The 25253-nt window shown below is 71.0% G+C and carries 21 protein-coding genes; 11 read left to right on the top strand and 10 right to left on the bottom strand.

What is annotated here, in order from left to right:
• Positions 1-13: 13 nt before the first annotated feature.
• Together recO and AAFN69_RS05645 are read left to right on the top strand one after the other, a co-directional pair.
• Positions 14-760: a DNA repair protein RecO gene (gene recO, locus AAFN69_RS05650; protein ID WP_347727154.1), complete on the top strand. Its 747-nt coding sequence runs from the start codon at positions 14-16 to the stop codon at positions 758-760.
• 74 nt (positions 761-834) lie between these two features.
• On the top strand, positions 835-1641 hold the full coding sequence (locus tag AAFN69_RS05645) for an isoprenyl transferase (RefSeq protein ID WP_347727153.1): 807 nt from the start codon (positions 835-837) through the stop codon (positions 1639-1641).
• Between the two features lie 630 nt (positions 1642-2271).
• Here the strand turns inward: AAFN69_RS05645 and AAFN69_RS05640 are convergent.
• Genes AAFN69_RS05640 through AAFN69_RS05625 form a run of 4 tightly spaced genes read right to left on the bottom strand, consistent with a single transcriptional unit; the run spans position 2272 to position 5440 of the window.
• Positions 2272-2700, bottom strand: coding sequence for a transcriptional repressor (locus tag AAFN69_RS05640; RefSeq protein WP_347727152.1), 429 nt, complete (start codon positions 2698-2700; stop codon positions 2272-2274).
• Positions 2701-2757: 57 nt separating this feature from the next.
• Positions 2758-3657, bottom strand: a complete 900-nt coding sequence (locus AAFN69_RS05635; RefSeq protein WP_347727151.1) for a metal ABC transporter permease — start codon at positions 3655-3657, stop codon at positions 2758-2760.
• A gap of 1 nt (position 3658) precedes the next feature.
• A complete protein-coding gene (locus AAFN69_RS05630) occupies positions 3659-4438 on the bottom strand; it encodes a metal ABC transporter ATP-binding protein (protein WP_347727150.1) in 780 nt (259 codons plus the stop codon).
• A 21-nt stretch (positions 4439-4459) separates the two neighbouring features.
• Positions 4460-5440 carry a metal ABC transporter substrate-binding protein gene (locus AAFN69_RS05625; RefSeq protein WP_347727149.1) on the bottom strand — a complete coding sequence of 327 codons (981 nt, stop codon included), beginning with the start codon at positions 5438-5440 and terminating at the stop codon, positions 4460-4462.
• 156 nt (positions 5441-5596) lie between these two features.
• On the opposite strand from AAFN69_RS05625, the gene AAFN69_RS05620 reads away from it, so the two are divergent.
• The 3 genes from AAFN69_RS05620 to AAFN69_RS05610 all read left to right on the top strand — a co-directional run bounded on the left by AAFN69_RS05620 (position 5597) and on the right by AAFN69_RS05610 (position 8696).
• Positions 5597-6979, top strand: coding sequence for a glycine--tRNA ligase (locus AAFN69_RS05620; RefSeq protein WP_347727148.1), 1383 nt, complete (start codon positions 5597-5599; stop codon positions 6977-6979).
• Between the two features lie 217 nt (positions 6980-7196).
• The gene (locus AAFN69_RS05615; RefSeq protein WP_347727147.1) at positions 7197-7418 is read left to right on the top strand and encodes a DUF6243 family protein; all 222 of its coding nucleotides are present in this window, start codon (positions 7197-7199) and stop codon (positions 7416-7418) included.
• A gap of 387 nt (positions 7419-7805) precedes the next feature.
• A complete protein-coding gene (locus AAFN69_RS05610; RefSeq protein ID WP_347727146.1) occupies positions 7806-8696 on the top strand; it encodes a hypothetical protein in 891 nt (296 codons plus the stop codon).
• On the opposite strand, the gene AAFN69_RS05605 is transcribed toward AAFN69_RS05610, so the two are convergent.
• A complete protein-coding gene (locus tag AAFN69_RS05605) occupies positions 8693-10132 on the bottom strand; it encodes an MFS transporter (RefSeq protein ID WP_347727145.1) in 1440 nt (479 codons plus the stop codon). The two genes, AAFN69_RS05610 and AAFN69_RS05605, sit on opposite strands and share 4 nt — an antisense overlap.
• A gap of 66 nt (positions 10133-10198) precedes the next feature.
• On the opposite strand from AAFN69_RS05605, the gene dusB reads away from it, so the two are divergent.
• The 3 genes from dusB (at position 10199) to AAFN69_RS05590 (ending at position 16762) form a co-directional block, all read left to right on the top strand.
• On the top strand, positions 10199-11353 hold the full coding sequence (dusB, locus tag AAFN69_RS05600; RefSeq protein WP_347727144.1) for a tRNA dihydrouridine synthase DusB: 1155 nt from the start codon (positions 10199-10201) through the stop codon (positions 11351-11353).
• Between the two features lie 656 nt (positions 11354-12009).
• Complete coding sequence (gene ppdK / locus AAFN69_RS05595) at positions 12010-14727, top strand: pyruvate, phosphate dikinase (protein WP_347727143.1); 2718 nt, start codon at positions 12010-12012, stop codon at positions 14725-14727.
• Positions 14728-15922: 1195 nt separating this feature from the next.
• Positions 15923-16762: a winged helix-turn-helix domain-containing protein gene (locus AAFN69_RS05590; protein WP_347727280.1), complete on the top strand. Its 840-nt coding sequence runs from the start codon at positions 15923-15925 to the stop codon at positions 16760-16762.
• Positions 16763-16820: 58 nt separating this feature from the next.
• On the opposite strand, the gene AAFN69_RS05585 is transcribed toward AAFN69_RS05590, so the two are convergent.
• A complete protein-coding gene (locus AAFN69_RS05585; protein ID WP_347727142.1) occupies positions 16821-18755 on the bottom strand; it encodes an APC family permease in 1935 nt (644 codons plus the stop codon).
• A gap of 228 nt (positions 18756-18983) precedes the next feature.
• A complete protein-coding gene (locus tag AAFN69_RS05580; RefSeq protein ID WP_347727141.1) occupies positions 18984-19910 on the bottom strand; it encodes an oxidoreductase in 927 nt (308 codons plus the stop codon).
• Positions 19911-20350: 440 nt separating this feature from the next.
• On the opposite strand from AAFN69_RS05580, the gene AAFN69_RS05575 reads away from it, so the two are divergent.
• Together AAFN69_RS05575 and AAFN69_RS05570 are read left to right on the top strand one after the other, a co-directional pair.
• The gene (locus tag AAFN69_RS05575; protein ID WP_347727140.1) at positions 20351-21202 is read left to right on the top strand and encodes a putative protein N(5)-glutamine methyltransferase; all 852 of its coding nucleotides are present in this window, start codon (positions 20351-20353) and stop codon (positions 21200-21202) included.
• A gap of 83 nt (positions 21203-21285) precedes the next feature.
• A complete protein-coding gene (locus AAFN69_RS05570) occupies positions 21286-22080 on the top strand; it encodes a TSUP family transporter (protein WP_347727139.1) in 795 nt (264 codons plus the stop codon).
• 43 nt (positions 22081-22123) lie between these two features.
• On the opposite strand, the gene AAFN69_RS05565 is transcribed toward AAFN69_RS05570, so the two are convergent.
• Complete coding sequence (locus tag AAFN69_RS05565; RefSeq protein WP_347727138.1) at positions 22124-22783, bottom strand: class F sortase; 660 nt, start codon at positions 22781-22783, stop codon at positions 22124-22126.
• Positions 22784-22883: 100 nt separating this feature from the next.
• A complete protein-coding gene (locus tag AAFN69_RS05560; protein WP_347727137.1) occupies positions 22884-23465 on the bottom strand; it encodes a hypothetical protein in 582 nt (193 codons plus the stop codon).
• 385 nt (positions 23466-23850) lie between these two features.
• On the opposite strand from AAFN69_RS05560, the gene AAFN69_RS05555 reads away from it, so the two are divergent.
• Positions 23851-24474, top strand: coding sequence for an NAD(P)H-dependent oxidoreductase (locus AAFN69_RS05555; protein ID WP_347727136.1), 624 nt, complete (start codon positions 23851-23853; stop codon positions 24472-24474).
• A gap of 128 nt (positions 24475-24602) precedes the next feature.
• Here AAFN69_RS05555 and AAFN69_RS05550 read toward each other — a convergent pair whose 3' ends face one another.
• Positions 24603-25184 (bottom strand): TIGR03086 family metal-binding protein, encoded by a 582-nt coding sequence (locus AAFN69_RS05550; RefSeq protein WP_347727279.1) that lies wholly within the window; start codon positions 25182-25184, stop codon positions 24603-24605.
• Positions 25185-25253 lie beyond the last annotated feature (69 nt).

Raw genomic sequence — 25253 nt, 5'->3', positions numbered from 1 at the left:
CGAGAATGGGCCCATGAGCCTGTTCCGTGACGATGGCGTCGTGCTCCGTACCCAGAAGCTGGGCGAGGCCGACCGCATCATCACCATGCTCACCCGAGGCCACGGCCGGGTGCGCGCCGTCGCCCGGGGCGTACGGCGCACCAAGTCCAAATTCGGCGCCCGGCTGGAACCGTTCTCCCATGTCGACGTGCAGTTCTTCGCCCGGGGAAGCGAGCTGATCGGCCGCGGACTGCCGCTCTGCACCCAGAGCGAGACCATCGCCCCGTACGGCGGCACCATCGTCACCGACTACGCCCGCTACACCGCGGGCACCGCGATGCTGGAGACCGCCGAACGCTTCACCGACCACGAGGGCGAACCCGCGGTCCAGCAGTATCTGCTCCTCGTCGGCGGCCTGCGCGCACTCGCCTCCGGTGAGCACGCGCCCCATCTCATCCTCGACGCGTTCCTGCTGCGCTCGCTCGCGGTCAACGGATACGCCCCCAGCTTCGACGACTGCGCGAAATGCGGGCTGCACGGGCCCAACCGTTTCTTCTCCGTCGGCGCCGGCGGAGTCATATGCGGCGACTGCCGGGTCCCCGGCAGTGTCGTGCCCTCCGCCGAGGCCATCGGACTGCTCAGCGCCCTGCTGACCGGCGACTGGCCCGCGGCGGAAGCCTGCGAGGCGCGCCATGTCAGAGAGGGCAGCGGACTGGTCTCCGCCTACCTCCACTGGCATCTGGAGCGCGGTCTGCGCTCCCTGCGGTACGTGGAGAAGTAGCGGACCCTCCCGCCCCGCTCCCGTACCCCGAGTCCGTCCCGAACACCGATGAAAATCTAGGAGATGTGAGCCGCATGGCACGACGCGGAATCCTGGGCAGGTCCCGCCGCGACTACAAGACCCCCGAGCCGCACCCCTCGGGCGCCCGCCCGCCCAAGATCCCCGGTGAGCTGGTCCCCAACCATGTGGCCTGCGTCATGGACGGCAACGGCCGCTGGGCCAAGGAGCGCGGCCTGCCGCGCACCGAGGGCCACAAGGTCGGCGAGGGCGTGGTGCTCGACGTCCTCAAGGGCTGCCTGGAGATGGGCGTCAAGAACCTCTCCCTCTACGCCTTCTCCACCGAGAACTGGAAGCGCTCGCCCGACGAGGTGCGCTTCCTGATGAACTTCAACCGGGACGTCATCCGCCGCCGCCGCGACGAGATGAACGAACTCGGAATCCGCATCCGCTGGGTCGGCCGGATGCCCAAGATGTGGAAGTCCGTCGTCCAGGAGCTCCAGGTCGCCCAGGAGCAGACCGTCGACAATGACGCGATGACGCTCTACTTCTGCGTCAACTACGGCGGCCGGGCGGAGGTCGCGGACGCGGCACGACGCATCGCGGAGGAGGTCGCCGCGGGGCGGCTGGACCCGGCCAAGGTCAATGAGAAGACCTTCCAGAAGTACCTCTACTACCCGGACATGCCGGATGTGGACCTCTTCCTGCGGCCGAGCGGTGAGCAGCGGACCTCGAACTATCTGATCTGGCAGAGCAGCTATGCGGAGATGATCTTCCAGGATGTGCTGTGGCCGGACTTCGACCGGCGCGACCTGTGGCGGGCGTGTCTGGAGTACGCGCAGCGTGACCGCCGCTTTGGCGGCGCGATCCCCAACCAGTCCTGACGCCGCCTCGGGCGCCTTGTCCGGGGCTCCGCCCCGGGCCCGGCGCGGTTGCCTTCGGCGGGGCTGTTGTTGGTGCGGGTTGCCCGTTTGCTCGGGCGGGGTGCTTGTTGGTGCGGGTTGGGTGCCGCTCCGGTTCGGTACTGGGGCTGCATGATTTACGGCGCGCGCGCCCGGTCTTGTTCTGTTCGCCCGGGTTTGCGCCACAAATCACGCTTGATGCCCCAGTACCGCTCCTGCGCGTCCCCCTTTCCGCGAGTAAGCCCAGTGCGTGATGACGGTGCTTTGCCCGTCTGCGCGTTCCGAGTCGGTTTCACAAGGCGGGGAACCCCGCTCCGGAACGTCACCCAGGGGCCGGATCGTGATGGGCGTCAGAGTGGGCGGGTGCCTCTGGGCGGGCGCTCCCGTACGAGAAGCACCAGCCCGCACCAGCGAACGAGGGCAAGCAAAATTAAGCCTCGCCGGCGTTTGAGGCGCCGGGTCCGGGGCGGAGCCCCGGGAGAGGACCCGCGCCACGGGGAAGGGCGCACAGGATTCGGCCCCGCCGGCCGGGGCGAGGGCGCACGGAGCTCAGCCGCGCCGGCGGCTGAGGCGCGGGGCGGAGCCCCGCGAAAAGGGACGCGCAGCCCCGCGTCAGGGCTTCGCGGCGCACTCCGCGCACGTGCCGAAGATCTCCACCGTGTGCGCCACGTTCACGAACCCGTGCTGCGCCGCCACCGTCTCCGCCCACTGCTCCACCGCGGGCCCCTCCACCTCCACCGCCTTGCCGCAGACGCGGCAGACCAGATGGTGGTGGTGGTCGTCGGTGGAACAGCGCCGGTAGACCGATTCGCCGTCGCTGGTGCGGAGCACGTCCACCTCGCCCGCGTCGGCGAGCGACTGAAGCGTGCGGTAGACCGTGGTCAGACCGACCGAGTCGCCGCGGTGCTTGAGCATGTCGTGCAATTCCTGCGCGCTGCGGAACTCGTCCACCTCGTCGAGGGCCGCCGCCACCGCCGCACGCTGCCGCGTCGACCGGCCTCGTACCGGAGCGGTGTTCCCGCCGCTTGGCGCCGTCGCCACAGGTGCCTCCTCGCTTAGCCCCACTGCCTGTCGGGGCCAATTCTGCCAGGCTCGGCGTCAGACCCGGACGTCGTCGCCCGGACGGCGGGCGTCCGGGAGCTCCACGAGGCACTCGGCGGGCCGCCGAGGGGCCTCCGCGCGCCGCGCGCGCCGCCTCGCCAGAGGGGTGGCCAGCGCGGTCAGGACGATGAAGACCCCGATGGCGAGCAGCACGATCGTCGCGCCGGGCGGGACGTCGCGGTAGTAGGAGGTGGCGGTGCCCGCCAGGGTGACGGTGACGCCGATCGCGACCGCCAGGGCGAAGGTCGCCCGGAAGGAGCGGGAGATCTGCTGGGCCGCCGCGACCGGGACCACCATCAGCGCGCTGACCAGCAGCAGGCCCACCACGCGCATGGCGACCGAGACGGTGACCGCCGCGGTGACCGCGATGAGGAGATTGAGCGCCCGTACCGGCAGCCCGGTGACCCGGGCGAATTCCTCGTCCTGGCTGACCGCGAAGAGCTGGCGCCGCAGTCCCACCGAGACCAGGACCACGAAGGCGGCGAGCAGGGAGATCGCCAGCAGGTCGGCGTCCGAGACGGTGGAGAGCGATCCGAAGAGGAAGGAGCTGAGGTTGGCGGTGGAGCCGGCGTCGGAGAGGTTGATCAGCAGCACGCCGCCCGCCATGCCGCCGTAGAAGAGCATCGCCAGCGCGATGTCCCCGCGGGTCCGTCCGTACGCCCTGATCAGCTCCATGGTGATGGCGCCGGCGACGGAGACGATGGTCGCCATCCAGATCGGGTTGGTGGAGAGCAGGAAGCCGAGGCCGACGCCGGTCATGGCGACATGGCCGATGCCGTCGCCCATCAGGGCCTGCCGTCGCTGCACCAGATAGATGCCGATGGCGGGCGCGGTGATGCCGACCAGCAGGGCGGCGAGAAGCGCCCGCTGCATGAAAGCGGTGTCGAGGATTTCCATGTCAGGTCAGCAGTCCTGTGCGCAGCGGCTCGTCCGCCGCATGGGGGTGGACATGGTCGTGGCCGGGGAGGGCGTGCTGGCCCACGGCCTTCGGCGGCGGGCCGTCGTGCACCACGCAGCCGTCGCGGAGCACCACCGCGCGGTCGATCAGCGGCTCGATGGCGCCCAGCTCGTGCAGGACCAGGAGGACGGTCGTGCCGGCCGCTACCTGGTCGCGGAGTGTCTCGGCGAGGACCTCCTGGCTGGCCAGGTCGACGCCGGCCATCGGCTCGTCCATGATCAGCAGCTCGGGTTCGGAGGCCAGCGCGCGGGCGATCAGCACCCGCTGGTGCTGGCCGCCGGAGAGCGCGCTCACCGAGTCCCCGGCGCGGTCGCCGAGTCCGACCAGCTCGATCGCCCGGTCCACGGCGGCCCGGTCGGCACGGCGCAGCCGGCCCAGGCGGGCCCGGGAGAGCCGGCCCGACGAGACGACCTCGCGCACGGTGGCGGGCACCCCGCTCGCGGCGGTGGTGCGCTGGGGGACGTAGCCGATCCGGTGCCACTGGCGGAAGCGGCGCAGTTCGGTGCCGAAGAGCTCGACCCGGCCCTCGGTGAGCGGGATCCGGCCGATGACGGAGCGCACGGCGGTGGACTTGCCGGAGCCGTTCGCGCCGAGCAGCGCGGCGACCTCGCCGCGCTCCACGGTCAGATCGATTCCGCGCAGCACCGGTCGCGAGCCGAGGACGGCGCGCGCGCCGCGCACGGAGATGGCGGGGGCGGCGGATATGGAGGGCTCACTCACCGTTTTCTCCGATGTGTCGGGTCACTTGGCGCCGAGCGCGGTGCGCAGGGCGGCCAGATTGGATTCCATGACGGCGAGGTAGTCGTCGCCCCGGGACTTCTCGGTGATTCCCTCCAGCGGGTCCAGGACGTCCGTCCGCAGCCCGGTGTCCGATGCGAGGGTCTTGGCGGTCCGGTCGCTGGCCAGCGTCTCGAAGAAGACCGTGGTGACCTTCTCGCGCTTCGCGAGGTTCTGGAGCTCCTTGATCCGCGCGGGGCTGGGCTCGGACTCGGGGCTGATGCCCGCGATGCCCTCCTGGTCCAGTCCGTACCGCTCGGCGAGGTAGCCGAAGGACTCGTGGGCGGTGATGAAGCTCTTGGTCGCGGTGTTCCGCAGCCCGGTCTCGTACGCGGTGTCCAGCGCGGTCAGCTCGCCGATCAGGGTGTCGGCGTTCTTCTCGTACGCGGCGGCGTTGCCGGGGTCGGCCTTGGCCAGGGAGGCGCCGACACCCTTGGCGACCTCGGCGTACTTCACCGGGTCGAGCCAGATGTGCGGGTCGCCGCCGGCCTCGCCGTGGTCATGGCCGTGGCCGTCGTCCTCGGCGTGGTCGTGGCCGTCACCCTCGGTGTGACCGGCCTCCTCCTCGTGGTGGGCGAGCTCGGTCAGCGAGGCGGCGTCCACGCGGTGCTTCACGCCGGACTGGTCGATCGCCTTGTCCACGGCGGGCTGGAGGCCCTTGAGGTAGAGGATGTAGCCGGCCTCGCCCAGTTCGGCGGTCTGGCGGGGCTTCAGTTCGAGATCATGCGGCTCGACACCCGGCTTGGTGAGGGTGGAGACGGTCACATGATCGCCGCCGATGCGCTCGGCGAGGAATTCCATCGGATAGAACGACGCCACCACCTTCAGCCTGCCGCCCTCCTTGCCGTCGCCGGTGCCCGTCGTGGAGCAGGCGGAGACGGCGAGCAGGCCGAGGGCGAGAGCTCCCGCGGCGGTGGAGGTGCGTATGAGGCGTCGTACGTTCATGACACTCATTTTCAACAAAAGTGGAAACGATTGTCAACAAAGGGGATGTGGGTCACAGCCCGGCGCCCGGACCGGCACCGATTTGATTCGGGGGGTGCGCACGCCGGTAATCTGAAGCATTCGCCGTTCGTCGCCGTCGTCTATGAAGAGAGCACCGTGGCCGCCGACAAGATCGACACCATCGTCAACCTGAGCAAGCGCCGTGGCTTCGTCTACCCCTGTAGTGAGATCTACGGCGGCCAGCGCGCCGCCTGGGACTACGGACCGCTGGGTGTCGAGCTGAAGGAGAACATCAAGCGTCAGTGGTGGCGCTACATGGTCACCGCGCGGGAGGACGTCGTCGGTCTCGACTCGTCGGTGATCCTGGCCAGTGAGGTCTGGGAGGCCTCCGGCCACGTCGCCACCTTCAGCGACCCGCTCACCGAGTGCACCTCCTGTCACAAGCGCTACCGCGCCGACCACCTGGAGGAGGCGTACGAGGCGAAGCACAACAAGGCGCCCGAGCACGGCCTCGCCGACATCAACTGCCCCAACTGCGGCAACAAGGGGACCTTCACGGACCCCAAGCAGTTCTCCGGTCTGCTCTCCACCCACCTCGGCCCCACCCAGGACTCGGGCTCGGTCGCGTATCTGCGCCCCGAGACCGCCCAGGGCATCTTCACCAACTTCGCCCAGGTGCAGCACTCCTCGCGGAAGAAGCCGCCGTTCGGCATCGCCCAGATGGGCAAGTCCTTCCGGAACGAGATCACGCCCGGCAACTTCATCTTCCGCACCCGCGAGTTCGAGCAGATGGAGATGGAGTTCTTCGTCAAGCCCGGCGAGGACGAGGAGTGGCAGCAGTACTGGATGGACCAGCGCTGGAACTGGTACACCTCGCTCGGCATGCGCGAGGAGAACATGCGGTGGTACGAGCACCCGAAGGAGAAGCTCTCCCACTACTCCAAGCGGACCGCCGACATCGAGTACCGCTTCCAGTTCGGCGGCAATGAGTGGGGCGAGCTGGAGGGCGTCGCCAACCGCACCGACTACGACCTCACGGCGCACTCCAAGGCGTCCGGCACCGACCTGTCGTACTTCGACCAGGAGGCCGGCGAGCGCTGGACCCCGTATGTCATCGAGCCCGCCGCCGGTGTCGGCCGCGCGATGCTGGCCTTCCTCCTCGACGCGTACAACGAGGACGAGGCCCCCAACGCCAAGGGCGTCATGGAGAAGCGCGTCGTGATGCGCCTGCACCCGCGCCTCGCGCCGGTCAAGGTCGCGGTGCTGCCGCTCTCCCGCAACCCGCAGCTCTCCCCGAAGGCCAAGGGCCTCGCCGCCGACCTGCGGCAGAACTGGAACATCGAGTTCGACGACGCGGGCGCGATCGGCCGCCGCTACCGCCGTCAGGACGAGATCGGCACCCCGTTCTGTGTGACGGTCGACTTCGACACCCTCGACGACAACGCGGTCACCGTGCGCGAGCGTGACACGATGGCGCAGGAGCGGGTCTCGCTCGACCAGATCCAGGCGTACCTCGGCGCCCGTCTGATCGGCTGCTGACTCCGGACGGACAGCGTGTGAGAGGGCCGGTCCGGCAGTACGCCGGGCCGGCCCTCCGCCGTGCGGGCGGCAAAATCTGGTGCGTGGCTCCGGCGCGGGCCTGTACCGTCTTCCGTATGTATTCGTTCTTCCAGATCTACGAGTGAGAGAGCGGCGGACCCGGTCCGCCCTCGTCTGACGATTCCCCAGTCACTTCTCACCACGATGGGAGAGCCCCGTGGCCAAGAGCCGTAACAACCTCCTCGGTGTCGGTGGACAGCGCAAGAAGCTGTCCCGCGCCGAACAGCAGGGCCATGGTCCGAGCGGCCAGCAGAACCGCCAGACCGCCGCCGAGCAGAAGTCCGAGCTGCTGCGCAAGATGCGCGAGCGCGCCCAGGACAAGCCCGGCGAGCAGGACGCGCAGAGCCAGGACGACGGCTCGGCGGCGTCGGGCGCCTAGGTCGTTTCTTTCGGATCAGGCTGGGTGAGTGAGCGGGGTCTGGTGCCGTGGATCGCAAGGCGGAGGATTGAGCCACTGCGGTGGGGGCACCTCCCATGCCCGCAGGGCATAGGGGGCCATTGGTGATTGACGACAACGCGGCGAGGCGCGGCACCAGGGCACGCGAGCCCCAGCAAGATCCGAAAGAAACGGCCTAGCGTCCGCCGATCCACGCGCACGGCCCCGGACCGATCTCGGTCCGGGGCCGTCGTGCGTGCGGGTGCGGCGGCGGGTGGTTCCCGCGCGCGCCGGGGCGCGTAACAGCCTTGTCCCGCCCTCCGTCCGAGAACCGGGGACTGTCAGAGGGCCGCGCTACGGTGGAATCCACTCGACGAGGGGGACGGAAAGATGTCAAAGACCCTGAGGCGCCTGTGTGTTGGCGCCGCTCTGGCCGCGGTGACGGGGTCGCTCGCGGCCTGTGGCGGATCCGGTGAGGCCAAGGGCGGATCCGGCGGGGGCGGTGACGGCGAGCTGCTGAAGGCCGACCCGGTCGCCGCGCTGCGCAGTGTGCGGGAGAAGACCGGCGGCGCGGATTCCGCCAAGGTCGAGGGCACCACGGCGGTGGGCGACCTCATGTCGATGGAGCAGTCGGGATCCATCGCCTGGTCCGACGGTGTGAGCGGCAATATGCAGGTCACCTACACCGGTGGTCAGGTGATGGAGACCATGAGGCAGTCCGGCATCAGCGGCCCCATGCAGGTGCGCTATTTCGCGGACGGCTATGTGGTCGACATGGGCCCGGCCGCGGCTGCCGCGCTCGGCGGGAAGCAGTGGATCCGCTACAGCTATGACGACCTCGCCGCGATGGCCGGTCCCTCCGGCAGTGTGCTGAAGGACCAGCTCCGGAACAGCACCCCGCAGCAGGCGGTCAAGGCCCTGCTCGCCTCGGGCGATGTGAAGAAGGCCGGCGAGGAGACCGTGCGGGGCGTCCGGGCCACCCGCTATTCGGGCACCATCGATGTGGCCGAGCTGAGCGCGGCCAACAGCACCCTCGGGGCGAAGGAGCTGGCGGGGCTGAAGAAGCAGCTCTCCACCGCCGGGATCACCACCCAGCGGGTGGACATCTGGGTCGACAGGAACGATCTGCTGGTGAAGAAGGTGGAGAGCGGCAAGATGAAGCAGGGCTCGTTCAATTCCACCCTCTTCTACAGCGACTACGGCACCAAGGTCACCGTGGTGGAGCCGCCCGCCTCCGAGACGGTCGACTTCAAGGAGCTCGCCAAGGGCCAGGGCTCCTAGGCACCGGTGCGGGAGCGGGGCTCGGACGGTTCGGCGGGCTCCAGGGTCCGGGCGCAGCGGCGGGCGGTGCGCCGGGCCCAGTCGCCGCTGGTCAGCGCGCCGACCACCAGGACCGTGAAGCCGCACCCGGCGATGATCCACCACACGGTCCGGCCGGCGTCGACGAACATCCCCGCATACGCCGCGCTGCCCGCGCTCACCGTCACCCCGGCCGCCAGCACCGCGCCGATCACCGCGACGCCGAGTGTCTGTCCGATCTGTCTGCTGGTGGAGGCGACGGCGGCGGCCACCCCGGCCTGGGCGCGCGGCATCCCGGAGACCGCCGTATTGGTGATCGGGGCGTTCACCGTGCCGAAGCCGATGCCGAAGAGCACATAGCCGGTGAAGAGCAGCACATCCGATGTCTCCGCGTCGAAGGCGGCGAAGAGCACCCCGCTCGCCGCCATCGCCGTACCCGAGATCAGCAGCGGGATCCGGGGGCCCCGGCTGCCGACCAGCCGCCCGGACAGGGGCGCGCAGATCAGGGTCGTCCCCGCCATCGGGAGCATGTAGAGGCCGGCGTGGAGGGCCGAGTACCCGCGTACCTCCTGGAGGTAGAGGGTGTTGACGAAGAGGAATCCGCCCAGGGCGGCGAAGGCGCTCACCGCGATCACCGTGGCGCCGCTGAAGGGCGCGCTCCGGAAGAACCGCAGATCGATCAGCGGCTCGCGGCGCCGGGGCTCGTAGAGGACCACCCCCACCAGCGCGGCCACCGCGATCCCCGCGAAGACCGCGTTCGACTCGATGATCGCGTAGGTGAGCGAGCCGAGCAGCGCGATGATCAGCACCTGGCCGACCGGGTCCGGCCGCCGGGGTTTGGGAGCCCGGGATTCCGGTACATGGCGCCAGGTCAGCAGCAGGGCCAGCAGACCGACCGGCAGATTGACCCAGAAGATCGAGCGCCAGCCCACCGTGTCCACCAGCAGCCCGCCGATCAGCGGCCCCGCCGCCATGGAGATGCCGACGACCCCGCCCCACACCCCGATCGCCCGGGCCCGCTCGGCCGGCTCGGTGAAGGTATTGGTGATGATCGACATCGCGACCGGGTTGAGCATGGAGCCGCCCACCGCCTGAATCATGCGGAAGGCGACCAGCGACTCCAGATTGGGCGCCAGCGAGCAGAGCAGCGAGCCGAGGGTGAAGAGCACCAGGCCGGCCATGAAGACCTTGCGGCGGCCGATCCGGTCCGCCGTCGAGCCCGCGAGCATCAGCAGCGAGGCGAGGACCAGGGTGTACGCGTCGATCGTCCACTGGAGCCCGGCGACCGAGGCGTTCAGCTCGCGGCCCATCGACGGCAGTGCCACATTGAGGATGGTGTTGTCGAGGCTGACGATCAGCAGGCTCATACAGCAGATGCCCAGGACGAGCAGCCGCCGTCGGGGTGTCAGCTCTGACATGAGGCCGATAGTACGCATAACTAATGAAGTGCGCCCGGCGCTGCGCGGGTACGGGACAATGGGGCCATGACCACGCTCGCCCCCGCCCCCTCCGCCCCGGCACTCGCCATCGGCCCGCACGCGGTACAGCCGCCGGTGGTGCTCGCCCCCATGGCCGGGATCACCAATGCCCCCTTCCGCACCCTGTGCCGGGAGTTCAGCGGCGGCAAGGGGCTCTTCGTGAGCGAGATGATCACCACCCGCGCCCTGGTCGAGCGCAATGAGAAGACCATGCAGCTGATCCACTTCGACGCGAGCGAGACGCCCCGGTCGATTCAGCTGTACGGGGTGGACCCGGTCACCGTCGGCAAGGCCGTCCGCATGATCGTGGACGAGGGCCTGGCCGACCACATCGATCTGAACTTCGGCTGCCCGGTCCCCAAGGTGACCCGCAAGGGCGGCGGCTCCGCCCTTCCGTACAAGCGGCCGCTGCTGCGGGCGATCCTCCACGAGGCCGTCACCCATGCCGGGAATCTGCCGGTCACCATGAAGATGCGCAAGGGCATCGACGACGATCACCTCACCTTCCTGGACGCGGGGCGGATCGCGGTCGAGGAGGGCGTCACCGCGATCGCCCTGCACGGGCGCACCGCGGCTCAGCACTACGGCGGCACGGCCGACTGGGACGCCATCGCCCGGCTGAAGGAGCATGTCCCCGAGATCCCGGTGCTGGGCAACGGCGACATCTGGTCGGCCGACGACGCGCTGCGGATGATGCGCGAGACCGGCTGCGACGGTGTGGTCGTCGGGCGCGGCTGCCTCGGGCGGCCCTGGCTCTTCGGCGATCTGGTGGCGGCCTTCGAGGGCACCGGCTCCCGTGCCGAGCCCACGCTGCGGGAGGTCGCGGCGGTGATGCGGCGGCACGCGGAGCTGCTGGGGGAGTGGATCGGCGATGAATCGCGCGGAGTGATCGACTTCCGCAAGCACGTGGCCTGGTATCTCAAGGGCTTCGCGGTCGGCTCGGAGATGCGCAAGCGGCTGGCGATCACCTCCTCGCTGGCCGAGCTGGACGAGCAGCTGGGGGAGCTGGAGCTGGACCAGCCCTGGCCGGCGGGGGCGGACGGCCCGCGCGGGCGCACCTCGGGGAACAACCGGGTGGTCCTGCCGGACGGCTGGCTGAAGGACCCGTACGACTGCGCCGGTGTGAGCCCGGACGCCGAGCTCGACACCTCGGGCGGCTGACAAGCCCCGGGCCCGAGGGGCTCTCGGCGGTACGGGGCACGGAGTGCCATCCGCTCCGTACGGCTCATCCGAGCGCGCCCGATCCCTCCGGGACCGGTGACAGCCCGGCGAAAGGGCCGTCGGCCGGGTCGGCGGTGAAGCCGGTGACAGGGCCGCGCCCCGGCCCCCGCCCGGCCGTCGCGGCCCCTGCGGCCCCGCGCGGCCCCTTTCCGTACCACCGGCCCCGTTTCGGGGCCGTACCGCGCCGCGTTCCGTAGACACATGGCGGCGTTCAACCCGTCCGGATGATGGAATCGCGCGCCCCTCCGTCGCGTGATTCTCGCCACTCCTGATAGGGGGTGCGCTCAGATGAGCGATTTGCTGATGTCTGCACCTCTCGGAAGGATGGCACTGAGTGCCATCTCGTCTGGTGTCACTTCATCAAGTGAGTCGACACCTTCCGTGACGCCGTGAAGGTGAATCATGACCGGGCGTATTGATGCGTTCAAGCAATGAAGAGGACGTCTCGAAGCGGCTACCGGCGAGTCGCCTTTCGATCCGGTGGCGGACGAGTGGTTACAGCCGTATGACGGCCAAGTGGACGTACCCGAACGCCTTCGATCTGGGTATGTTCCTCGCCGTCAGGGCAGCCACCGAGCCTCGAAAGGTCGAGAGCCGTGTCGGAGAACAAAGATCACCCGGGCCCCAAGTTCGTTTATGACTTCACCGAGGGCAACCGGCACCTGAAGGACCTGCTCGGCGGCAAGGGCGCCAACCTCGCCGAGATGACCAACCTCGGGCTGCCCGTCCCTCCGGGCTTCACCATCACCACCGAGGCATGCAGGGTCTATCTCGACAGCGGCCACGAGCCCGCCGCCCTCCGCGACGAGGTGAGTGCGCACCTCGCCGCCCTGGAGGAGCGGATGGGCCGCCGGCTCGGCCAGACCGACGATCCGCTGCTGGTGTCCGTGCGCTCCGGCGCGAAGTTCTCCATGCCGGGGATGATGGACACCGTTCTCAACATCGGCCTCTCGGACGAATCCGTCGCCGGCCTCATCCACCAGTCCGGTGACGAGCGCTTCGCCTGGGACTCCTACCGCCGGCTCATCCAGATGTTCGGCAAGACCGTGCTCGGAGTCGACGGCGACCTCTTCGAGGAGGCGCTGGAGGAGGCCAAGGCCGCCAAGAAGGTCTCCGTCGACACCGATCTCGACGCCGGAGATCTGCGGAACCTGGTGAAGCACTTCAAGCACATCGTCCGGGCCGAGGCCGGCCGCGACTTCCCGCAGGACCCCCGGGAGCAGATGGACCTCGCCGTGATGGCGGTCTTCGACTCCTGGAACGGCGACCGCGCCAAGCTCTACCGCCGCCAGGAGCGCATCCCCGGCGACCTCGGGACCGCCGTCAACATCTGTTCCATGGTCTTCGGCAACCTCGGCCCCGACTCCGGCACCGGAGTGGCCTTCACCCGCGACCCCGCCAGCGGCCAGCAGGGCGTCTACGGCGACTACCTCCAGAACGCCCAGGGCGAGGACGTCGTCGCCGGCATCCGCAACACCGTGCCCCTCGCCGAGCTGGAGACGATCGACAAGCCGTCGTACGACCAGCTCATGCAGATCATGGAGACCCTGGAGAACCACTACAAGGACCTCTGCGACATCGAGTTCACCATCGAGCGCGGCAGGCTCTGGATGCTCCAGACCCGGGTGGGCAAGCGGACCGCCGGAGCCGCCTTCCGTATCGCCACCCAGCTCGTGGACCAGGGCCTCATCGACGAGGCCGAGGCGCTCCAGCGGGTCAACGGCGCCCAGCTCGCCCAGCTGATGTTCCCCCGCTTCGACGAGTCGGCGAAGGCCGAGCTCCTGGGCCGGGGCATCGCCGCCTCGCCCGGCGCGGCCGTCGGCAAGGCGGTCTTCGACTCGTACACCGCCGTCAAGTGGTCCCGCTCGGGTGAGCGGGTGATCCTGATCCGGCGGGAGACCAACCCCGACGACCTCGACGGAATGATCGCCGCCCAGGGCATCCTCACCTCGCGCGGCGGCAAGACCTCCCACGCCGCCGTCGTCGCCCGGGGCATGGGCAAGACCTGTGTCTGCGGCGCCGAGGAGCTCGAAGTCGACACCAAGCGGCGCCGGATGACGGTGGGCGGCACCGTCATCGAGGAGGGCGACGTCGTCTCCGTGGACGGCTCCACCGGCAAGGTGTACCGGGGCGAGGTGCCGGTCGTGCCCTCCCCGGTGGTCGAGTACTTCGAGGGCCGGATGCACGCCGGCGCGGACGACGCCGATGAACTGGTCGTCGCGGTCCACCGGATGATGGCGTACGCGGACCGGGTGCGCCGGCTGCGCGTGCGGGCCAACGCCGACAACGCGGAGGACGCCCTGCGGGCCCGCCGCTTCGGCGCCCAGGGCATCGGACTCTGCCGGACCGAGCACATGTTCCTCGGCGAGCGCCGCGAGATGGTCGAGAAGCTGATCCTCGCCGACACGGACGAGGAGCGGGCCGGCGCGCTGGAGCAGCTGCTGCCGCTCCAGCGGAGCGACTTCATCGAGCTGTTCGAGGCGATGGACGGCCTTCCGGTCACGGTCCGGCTGCTCGACCCGCCGCTGCACGAATTCCTGCCGGACATCACCGAGCTGTCGGTACGGGTCGCGCTCGCCGAGGCCCGCCAGGACCACAACGAGAACGACCTCCGGCTGCTCCAGGCCGTGCACCGGCTCCATGAGCAGAACCCGATGCTGGGTCTGCGCGGGGTACGCCTGGGTCTGGTCATCCCGGGGCTCTTCACCATGCAGGTACGGGCCATCGCCGAGGCCGCCGCCGCCCGCCTGGAGGCCAAGGGCGATCCGCGCGCCGAGATCATGATTCCGCTGGTGGGCACCGTCCAGGAGCTGGAGATCGTCCGGGAGGAGGCGGAGAAGGTCATCGCCGAGGTGGAGGCGGCCACCGGCATCGGGCTGAAACTCCCGCTGGGCACGATGATCGAACTGCCGCGCGCGGCGCTGACGGCCGGACAGATCGCCGAGGCCGCCGAATTCTTCAGCTTCGGCACCAATGACCTCACCCAGACGGTGTGGGGCTTCTCCCGGGACGATGTGGAGGCGTCGTTCTTCACCGCGTATCTGGAGAAGGGCATTTTCGGGGTCTCGCCGTTCGAGACCATCGACCGGGACGGCGTCGGCGCGCTGGTGAAGAGCGCGGTGGCGGCCGGTCGGGCGGCCCGCCCCGATCTGAAGCTCGGGGTCTGCGGCGAACACGGCGGTGACCCGGAATCCGTGCACTTCTTCCACCACACCGGCCTCGACTATGTCTCCTGCTCGCCGTTCCGGATCCCGGTGGCCCGGCTGGAGGCCGGGCGGGCGGCGGCGACCCCGAGGGAGAACGGCTCCCGCTGAGGCACCGGTGGTGCCTCTGCGACGGCTGTGTTCTCCGGAATCTCTGTGCGCCCTGGGTCTTCTTCAGGCCATTCGACGCCGGAGCCCTAGTCGGCCGAACCTCACCCTCGCCCGGCCGGCGGCGGCTCCGGACCCCGGGAGGGGCGGGCCCCTGTGCGGTCTGCCCGCCCCTCCCACTCCCCGCTCCGGACGGCTCCGGCACCGCGCGTCTCTCCCTCTCTCCCGTTTCTTTCCGCACATCAGTAAAGACCCTGCGTAAATATCGTTCTTGACGGTTGCATGGCAGATCCGCCCCGTTGTGTGGCAGGTATAAGCAGCGTGTGGTGCTGACATAAGGCAGGCGTATCGCGGATCTTGACGAAAGCCGTAATTCTGTCCGCCCATCCGGCGAACAAGGGACGGGGCGCGGCCTGTGGATCCCCATCCACGGGCCGCGCCCCATTACCCCTGCCGGACAGGGAGCCGCACCATCTGTCACCCGCCGCCGGATGTGCGAAGCCCCCCACGGTCTTCGTCGCATCCATCGGAGACAGAAGGAACCTGCCCGACGCCGTACAGCCTTTCGGTTCGCACCCGGCATGGGCGAGGCATTTCAACTCTGGCCGAAACACCGTGGTAACGGCCTGTGATGACGTGCATACTCAGTGATCGGGGCGATTGCGGGTGCAACAGTGGGGGTTCGGTGCTACGTATCCATTTCACTGGCGAAGATCTGGCCAGAGTCCGAATGGCCGTCAAGCCGGATGCTTTGTGGGAAACGATTCTGAGCTTTCATCGATTGAGAGAGCGGCGGCGCGCTCAGATGTTCGGCGAATGGCGGTCGGAAACCCGCGCGCGGTTGAATGGTGAAACAAGCTTGCTGGCTGCACTGGTGCCGCCGAGGGGATATTTCCCGGACTTTCTCACCCCGCCGCCGGGCGCCAGCGGCCTTGAGGCCGGGCTCGAGGCGATTCGGGCCACCGAGCCCGCGCGGATCCATTCCGAACTGACTCTGGTGACAGCGGGCCGTTCCGCCGAACGCTCGGCCGGCCGGTCCCCGGAAGGCCCCGAGGGGCGCACGGTCGACGGCGGTTCGGCGGACGCGCGCGCGGCGGAAAGGCGTGCGTTCGACGGGCTCGGGGCCGAGGGGCTGATGGCCGACGGACGCGGATTCGACGGGCGCGGAGCCGATGGGCGTTGCGATGTCGACGGGCGCATGCCCGGCACCCGTGGAATCGACGGCCGGGGCCCGGACGGACGCGCGCCGTCCGGGACGGCCGCCGACGGCTCCGGGGCGGACGCCGGCGCCTCGGACGGGCGTCCAGGAGCCGGGTCCGCCGGGCGTTCCGGGGAGCGCGCGGGGGCCCGGGCCGTCTTCAGGGCGGCCGAGCGGGCCGGCCGTCTCGCCGGGCTCGCCGACGGCAGAACCGAGCCGCTGGCCCGCCTCGTATCGGTGCTGCGGAGCTACCACCGGGCCGCGATCGAGCCGTACTGGGCACATATACAGGCCAGGGTCGAGGCGGACCGGGCCATGCGCGGCCGGGCGCTGCTCGACGGCGGCGCGGCCGAACTCCTCGGCTCACTGCCGCCCGTGATGCGCTGGCGGGCCCCGGTGCTGGAGTCGGAGTACCCGGTCGACCGGGATCTGCGGCTCGACGGGCGGGGCTTGCTGCTCCAGCCGTCGTTCTTCTGCCGGGGCACCCCGGTCGTCTACCGCGATCCCTCGCTTCCGCCCGTGCTGGTCTACCCCGCCGCCGCCCACACCCCCGACCCCGCCTTCGGAGAGGCCCAGGGAGCCGCTCTGGCGCCCTCCCTGGGCCGGCTGGTGGGCCACACCCGCTCCGCCGTCCTCCAGGCCATCCGCTACGGCTGTACGACCAGTGAGCTCGCCCGCCGGGCGGGGGTCTCGCTCGCCTCCGCGAGCCAGCATGCGGCGGTGCTCCGGGAAGCCGGTCTGATACTCACCCTCCGGCACGGCAACGCCGTACTGCACACCCTCACCCCGCTGGGCGCCGCCCTGCTGAGGGGCGGCGCCCCCGCCGAGGCGACCGGCTAGCGCCGCCGGGCGGGCACGGGAGGGGCGGGCGTGTGAGGGCGGCTCACCCCGCCCGTGCCTACCCGCCGGGTGTGCGGTCGCCCCCTCCCGTACGGGGAGCGCGGGGCGTACGGGAAGGGCGGGGCGTACCGGTGTCGGCGAGCCGGAATCGCAGCCGGCAGATCACCGCCCCGGTGTCCCGGCGCACGGCGTGGGCCAGCACCGCCCCCCGCTGGTTCTGGAGCAGCCGCTGCCAGAGGCGTTCGGGCTCCACCTCCGGTATCAGCACGGTGACCCGGGTGTTCGGGTGGTACCGGTGGACCCGGCGGACGTACTCGGAGACCGGCCGGCCGATGGTGCGGTGCTCCGAGTGGAGCTCCACCAGATCCACTCCCGGGTTCCACAGCTCCCAGTCCCTGCGCAGCGCCGACGTCTCCTCCCGGTCCTCCGCGCCCGGATGGCTGACCGTCACCGCCCGCACCTCGTCCCCCAGCGAGACGGCCGCGTTCACCGCCTCCCGGGTGAGCCGGGACAGATGCGACACCGGCACGATCACCAGCGACCGGTCCCGGTGCGGCGCCTCGGGCACCCGGCCCAGACCGATGCGCTCGTCGAGATCCCCGTACGCCTGGTGCACCCGCTCGAAGAGAAGCACCAGCACCGGCAGGGCGATCACGACCAGCCAGGCGCCCTCGGTGAACTTCGTCACGGTGACCACGACCGCGCTCACCCCGGTCAGCACGCTCCCCATGCCGTTCAGCACGGCCTTGCGCCGCCATCCGGCGGATCGTTCGGCACGCCAGTGGATCACCATCCCCGCCTGGCAGACGGTGAATCCGACGAAGACCCCGATCGCGAAGAGCGGCACCAGGGTGTTGGTGTCCCCGCCGGAGAAGGCCAGCAGCAGGGCGGCGACGGCGGCGAGCGCGATCACCCCGTGCCGGTGCACCTCGCGGTCGGCCTTCAGCCGGAAGACATGCGGCAGATAATTGTCCCTGGCCAGCAGCGACATCAGCACCGGCAGTCCGCCGAAGGAGGTGTTCGCGGCCAGCGCCAGCAGGACGACCGTGGCGAACTGCACCACATAGAAGCCCCAGTTGTGGCCGAGCGAGGCGTCCGCGAGCTGAGCCAGCACGGTCACCCCCTCCACCGGCTGGAGCTGGAAGCGGCCGATGAGCACCGAGAGCCCGATCAGCATCACGCCCAGCAGCACGCCGAGCGCCACCTCGGTGCGCTGCGCGCGCCGGGCCGCCGGGGCTCGGAAGGACGGCACGGCGTTGGCCACCGCCTCCACCCCGGTCAGCGCCGAGCAGCCGGACGCGAACGCCTTGAGCAGCAGCAGCGCGCCCACCGTGCCGGCGCTGTCGCCCAGTGCCGAGGCATGACCGGCCGCCGCCTCGGTGGAGGCCGGGGCCGAGCGGAAGAGCCCGACGGCGATCACCGTCAGGATCGAACCGACGAAGACCGCCGTCGGCACGATGAACGCCCTGGCCGAGTCGACGATGCCGCGCAGATTCACCGCGGTCACCAGGACCAGCACCCCGAGGCAGAGCGGCAGCCGGTCGTCGTGGAGACCGGGGAAGGCGGAGGTGAGGGCCGCGACACCGGCGGTCACGGAGACCGCCACATTCAGTACGTAGTCGAGCACGAGCGAGGCCGCCGCGACGAGCCCGGTGCGCCGCCCGAGACGGGCCTTGGCGACGGCGTAGGAACCGCCGCCGTTCGGGAAGGCGGCGATGACCTGGCGGTAGGAGGCCACCAGCACGGTGAGCAGTCCGGCGATGGCGAGGGTGACGGGGAGGGTGTACCCGAGCCCGGCCGCCCCCGCCGCGGCCAGGACGAGGACGATGGCCTCGGGTCCGTACGCCACCGAGGCCATCGCGTCCAGGGAGAGCGCCGCCAGCCCCTGGGTCGCGGTGAGCCGGTGCCGGTCGCCGGGGACGGTCCCGGGCGCGGCGCGGGGGGTCGCGGCCGTCCCCCCGGCCGGGCCTGAGGACGTTGAGCGGACGGTCATCGTGGCGGGTACCTCCGGAAGTGGAACCCTGATCGCCAGGGCTGCCCAGGGAGAGGGCAGCCCCAGCGTGGGGGCGCGTTTTCCGGCCGGCGGGCCCTTTTGTCGGGTTTCTTGCGCCGAAGGCGCCCGTCTTCACACGACGTTGACGCGGATGATCCTCCCGCCGGCGGTTGCCCGTGGCCGTGCGCGTCCACGGGGGGCGTCCACGGGCGGCCCGAAGTGCGCGGGTCAGGCCGTGAGTCCCTCGTACACCACACCCGTGAGCCGCTCGGACGCCGCCCAGAGCCGCTCGCCCGCCGCGTCCCGCCGTGAACCCGCCGTCCGCCAGGCCGGGGCCGGGGCGCCGCGCCAGCCCAGCCGGCCCGGGCCGGTGAAGGAGTCGGGACGGACTCCGGGGGCGGTCGCCGCGTACAGCGTCGGCAGCGCCCCCGCCGAGGCGGGCTGCGCGAAGAGCAGATTGCCCAGGCCCATGATCCGTTCGGCGAGCCCGCGCCCCTCCAGCCGGGCCGCCGCGGTCTGGAGATTGGTGGCCGAGTAACCGGGATGCGCGGCGGCGGCGACGAGATCCGCGCCCGCCGTCTCCGCCCGGCGCGCCAGCTCGTGGACGAAGAGCAGATTCGCCGACTTGGAACGGCCGTAGGCGGCCGCCCGGCGGTACCCGCGTTCGCTGTTGAGGTCCGCCATGTCCGGATCGGCCACGGCATGCATCACACTCGACACGCTCACCACCCGCGCCCCCGGGGTGGCCAGCAGCCGTGGCAGCAGCAGCCCGGTCAGCGCGAAATGCCCCAGATGGTTGACGCCGAAGTGGGTCTCGAAACCGTCCGCCGTCCGCCCCTGAGGCATGGACATCACACCCGCGTTGTTGATCAGCAGATCGAGCCGGTCGTCGGGGTACGCGGCGGCGAACTCCCGTACGGAGCCGAGATCGCCGAGGTCCAGTGGCCGGAACTCCGCCTCCGCTTGGGGCAGATGTGCCCGGATCCGCTTCTCGGCCGCCCTGCCGCGCTCCTCGCTGCGGCAGGCGAGAATCACCCGGGCACCCCTGCGCGCCAGCTCCCGCGCGGTGATCAGCCCGATACCGCTGTTGGCCCCGGTGACCACGGCGGTGCGGCCGTGCTGATCGGGGATGTCGCCGGTGTTCCAGCCTGTCATGGCCCTCGCTCCTCGGAACTCGCCATACGGGGACGCCCGTGCGAGAGCGCCCGGCCCGGCCGGCGTCGGGACGGCCGGGCGATCAGCGTATGAGTACCGGGCGGCGGAGCCGCTGTCCACCACCGGATCCGCTCCCCGCGGGCGACTCCGCGCCGACCCGGGTGAATGACCGGCCCGCGCCGGACGGGTCCGGTACTGTTGCGCTCCCCGTCCCCCGTGGACGGCGCAACAGGCCCTGGACCGAGGAGGTGGGACCCATGACCGCTGTCGCAGGTCGTGCGCTCCCGCAGCACGGTCCGTGTCCCGGCTCGCTCCGCGGTTCGTCCGCCGCTGTCCTCACCGCCGCTTCCGCCGGTGACGCCACCGGTCGGGTCCAAGGGCTCCCGGTCGCACGGCGCCGGTGATCGGAGAGCGCTCTTCGGTACTCCCGGAAGGCTCTCATGTCACCCCTCTCCCGACTTTCCCGGCTCTCCGGGCACTCCCGTGCCGCTCTCGCCGCCCGGCTCCGCGGCGCCGGCTGTGTCTTCGCCGAGGACGAGGCCGAACTGCTGGCGGCCGGCGCCCGCACCCCCGCCCATCTCGACGCGCTGGCGGAGCGCCGCATCGCCGGGGAGCCTCTGGAACACGTACTCGGCTGGGCCGAGTTCTGCGGGCTGCGGCTCGCTGTGGACCCGGGGGTCTTCGTGCCCCGGCGCCGTACCGAATTCCTCGTCCGGCAGGCGGCCCGTCTGCTCAGCCCGCGTTCCGGCCCGGCCGTGATCGTGGATCTGTGCTGCGGTTCCGGTGCGCTGGGCGCCGCGCTGGTCGCGGGAGCCGGACACCGGCGGTTTCCCGGAGTCGCGGGCGCCGAGCTGCATGCCGTCGACATCGATCCGGCAGCGGTGCGGTGCGCCCGCCGTAATCTGGCCGCCCCGGGCGGGCATGTCCACCGGGGGGATCTCTTCGCACCCCTGCCCGCGGCGCTCCGGGGACGGGTCGATGTGCTGCTGGCGAATGTGCCCTATGTGCCCACCGAGGAGATCGGGCTGCTGCCGGCCGAGGCCCGGATCCACGAGGCCCGCGTCGCCCTGGACGGCGGCGCGGACGGACTGGACGTGGTGCGGCGGGTGGCGGCCGGCGCGGGCGGCTGGCTGGCACCCGGCGGGGCGCTGCTCTTCGAGACCGGTGAGCGGCAGGCCGCGCGGGCGCTGGAGATCGTGGGCCGGGGCGGGCTGACGGCGCGGAAGGTGACCTCGGACGAGCTGAACGCGACGGTGGTGATCGGCGTCCGGGGGCCGGGGCCGGCCGGCTGACGGGCCGGCGGGGAGCGCCGGAGCTCCCCGCCCGGGAAGCGCCGGGTGGACCTCGTGCGCGCCTCCTTCATAGGGTCGCGATCATGCCCGATATATCGCTGACCTCTCTGGTGCTGCTCTGTGTCGCCGCCGCGCTGGCCGGCTGGATCGACGCGGTGGTGGGAGGCGGCGGTTTGCTCCTTCTCCCCGCCCTGCTGCTGGGGCTGCCACAGGCCCCGGCCGCCCAGGTCCTCGGCACCAACAAGGCCGTCGCCATCGTCGGCACCACCGGCGCGGCCGTCACCTATGTGCGCAGTACCCCGGTGGAGGTGGGGACGGCGGTACGGATCGGGCTGGCCGCGCTCGCCGGATCGATGGGCGGCGCGTTCTTCGCGGCGGGGATCAGCAGTGCGGTGCTCCGGCCGGTGATCATGGTGGCACTGCTGGCGGTCGCCGCCTTTGTCGTACTGCGTCCCGCCTTCGGTGCGGACACGCCGTCCGACCCGGCGCTGCGGCGGCGGGTCGGCAGGGCGCGCGCGGTCGCCGCGGTGGTGGTGGTCGGCGGCGGGATCGGTTTCTACGACGGTCTCTTCGGTCCCGGGACCGGCACTTTTCTCGTCCTCGCGCTCACCGCGGTGCTCCATCTCGATCTGGTGACCGCCTCGGCCACCGCGAAGATCGTCAATGTCTGCACCAACGGCGGGGCGCTGGTGGTCTTCGCCTGGCAGGGATCGGTGATCTGGCAGCTCGCCGCCCTGATGGCGGTCTTCAATCTGGCGGGCGGCACGGCGGGGGCGCTGATGGCGCTGCGGAAGGGGAGCGGATTCGTCCGGGGAGTGCTGCTGGTGGTGGTCTTCGCGCTGGTGGTGAAGCTCGCGTTCGATCAGTGGTGGGGCTGACCGCCGAGCCCTCGCCGGGCTGACCGCCGAGCCCTCCGGGGCCTCATTCTCCCGGGCCCGCGTTCGCCGTGCCGCCGGTGGTGGCGGTGGTGGTGCGCACCCCGATGAGATGGGCGAAGGCGACCACATTGCCCCGGTAGCCGGACTTCTTGTCGAAGCCGCCGCCGCAGGTGATCACCCGCAGTTCGGCACGGTCGCGGGCCCCGTACACCCTGCGGTCGGGGAAGTCGCCGGCCTCGTACACCTCGATGGCGTCGATGGTGAAGACGGCGGTCCGGCCGTCCGCCCGGAGCACCTCGATGCGGTGGCCCTTCCGGAGCGCGCCGAGGGCGTAGAAGACGGCGGGGCCGCCCGCGTTGTCGACATGTCCGGCGACGACGGCGGTGCCCCTGGCGCCCGGGGGAGTGCCGTCCCGGTACCAGCCCGCGAGATTGCGGTACTCGGCCGGCGGCACCTCAAGGCTCCGCTTCCGGTCCAGGCCGAGTCCGGTGAGCGGGGTGTCCACCTCGATGTCGGGGATGCGCAGCCGCAGCGGCGCGGCCGGGGGCAGCGGGTCGGCCGCGGCGTCCGTGTGCTCGCGCGGCCCGGCGGCGAATGCCTCGGCGGCGGAGGGGACGGGCGGGGTCACATCCCGCGCGCCGCTCTGCACCAGCCACACACCCGTGCAGACGGCGATGCCCAGGCACCATCCCTTGGCGCTCATGGATTCTCCGGGGGCTCCGTAGTGGTGCCCCCGTCCCCGCCCGGCCGGAGCCGGGCGGGGACGGGGGACGCGGCGGTACGGGGACGGTCTCGGTCGCCCGTCAGCCGCTCCGCGTGCCGCTCGCCCGGCGACGCAGAAGCAGGCTCCCGCCGACGGCGGCCGCGGCCAGTACGGCCACACCCGCCGCGATCCGGTCGGTGTCGGGGCCGACACTGCCGCCGACACCGGTCCGCACATGGCCACTGGGCTGCTCGTACTGCCCGTCCTGATACTGCCCGTCGTCCTGCTGTCCGGCATGGTCACCGCTGTGACCGGCGGAATCGCCGCTGCGGTGGCGCACGGTCACATCGCCCGACGCGCGCTTGCCGTTGTTGCACCGGACACTGATGCCGTACGTCCCCGACTGGGTGCCGTGCGGGATCCGGAACTGTCCGACCACCGTCTCCTTGTGCGTCCCGGGGGAGAGATGGAACTCCCCCGCGCCGAGCGAACGGGCGTCGCCGACGCCGTGTCCGTGCCGGCCGCAGGCGGTCGTGTTCACGGTGATGGTCGCCCCCGGTGCGGCGGTGGACGGGAACACCTCCAGGGACTCGAAGTCCCTGGCGTGCGCTCCGGGGGCGCTGAGACCTATGGTCGCGGCCGCCAGCGCGGCACAGGTCAGCAGGCGGGCGGTGGTGCGCATGGTGATCCTCCGGGGAAAGCGTTGCCGGCTCTTCACTCCGAGGTAAGGCGCACCGCGCCGCCCACGCCTGCTGATATGCCATCAGGTCGCGCGTCCCGATACGGCGTGTCGGCGGGGGTGTGGAGACTTTTCGCAGGTCAGGGCGGGTGACGGGGAATCAGGTGCGGGGCGTGCCGAATGGGTGACGGCCGGCCCGGGCCGGTTCCGCGGGGGCGGTGGCGGGGTGCTGGTCCGGGGGTTCACTCTGGGGTCCCTGAGGTCTCCGGGGTGAGAGTGGTTCATTGGGGCGGGTGAGGTGGTGTGGTGGTCCATGACTTGGCTGTATGGGGACGAGCCGGCCGGGCCACTTGACCTCAAGCCTGCTTGAGGTAAGACCCTTCTCGGTATGGACCTCACCACGCGGGAGAACCCGCAGACCGCCCCCGCCCGGACCGTCCCGCTGAAGCTGGTGGTCATCATCGCCAGCAACCGCGAGGGCCGTTTCGCCCCGGTGATCGCCGACTGGTTCCTGGAGCACGCCGGCCAGCGGGAGGATTTCGCGGTCGAGCTGGTCGACCTCGGGAAGGCGGACGTCCCCACCGGGCTCACCGCCAATCCGACCCTCTCCGTCACCGAATCCCTCGGGGTGATCACTCCCAAACTGGACGCCGCCGACGCGTTCATCGCCATCACCCCGGAGTACAACCACTCCTTCCCCGCCTCCCTCAAGAGCCTCATCGACTGGCACTTCACCCAGTGGCGGGCCAAGCCGGTCGGGTTCGTCTCCTACGGCGGAATCTCCGGCGGCCTGCGCGCGGTGGAGCATCTGCGCCAGGTCTTCGCCGAGCTGCACGCCGTCACCATCCGCGACACCGTCTCCTTCCACAACGCCCATTCCCAGTTCGACGAGGAGGGCCGGCACAAGGACCCGACCGGATGCGATGCCGCCGCGAAGTCGATGCTCGACCAGCTCGCCTGGTGGGCGCATGCCCTGCGGGACTCCCGCACGACCCACCCGTACAACGGCTGACCCGGCGGATCCGGCCCGCCCCCGTACGGCTGTCCGTATCGCCGTATCGCCGTCCGGTCGTCCGGGCGGGTGCTCTGGTGGCCGGGTGGCCGGGTGGCCGGGTGGCCGGGTGGTCCGGCGTCAGGTGCTCAGGCGCGGCGGCCGAGCAGGGCGAGAAGTCTGGTCTGGTGGCTGTCGCCCGGCGGCGGCTCGACCGGCGGGGCGAAGAGCCCGGACTTCGAGAGCTCCGAGGCGTACGGGGCGACCTCGTCGAGCGCGAATCCCACCAGCACATCGGGCAGCCGCTCGTCCGCGCCGATCGCCCGGGACAGATCCCAGCTGTGCACCACCGCGTCCGTGACCATCTGCGCGCAGTACGCCACGGCCGGGGTCTCCCCGTACGACAGCCAGACCGTCCGCTCCAGCGCGCCCGGCTCCGCGAAGGCCCTCCGGGCCGCGCGGGCCGCCGCGTCCCAGGCGGCGCGCGGCCGGGTGCCGAGGACATCGCCGTCGTGCGCCTCGCCCACCTCGTCGATGCCGGCGCCGTCGGTCACCAGATCCGGCACCCACAGCTGCTCGGCGGTGAGATGGTTCACCAGTTCGCGCACGGACCACTCGGTACAGGGAGTCGGTTCGTCCCACTGGTCCGGCCGTACCGCGTGCACGCGCTCCCCGAAGAGCGCCAGTGCTTCGGAGTGCCGGGCGAGCAGGAACGCCTTGTCCTTCTTCATCTGTCCCATGGGCCCACTGTGACCCGTGGCGGGCTCCGGTGCGATCCGCTGTCCGGGTGTGGCGGCGCG

The sequence above is a fragment of the Streptomyces sp. CAU 1734 genome, assembly GCF_039888735.1.
GTDB lineage: Bacteria > Actinomycetota > Actinomycetes > Streptomycetales > Streptomycetaceae > Streptomyces.
This window is presented reverse-complemented; position numbering and strand designations above follow the sequence as displayed.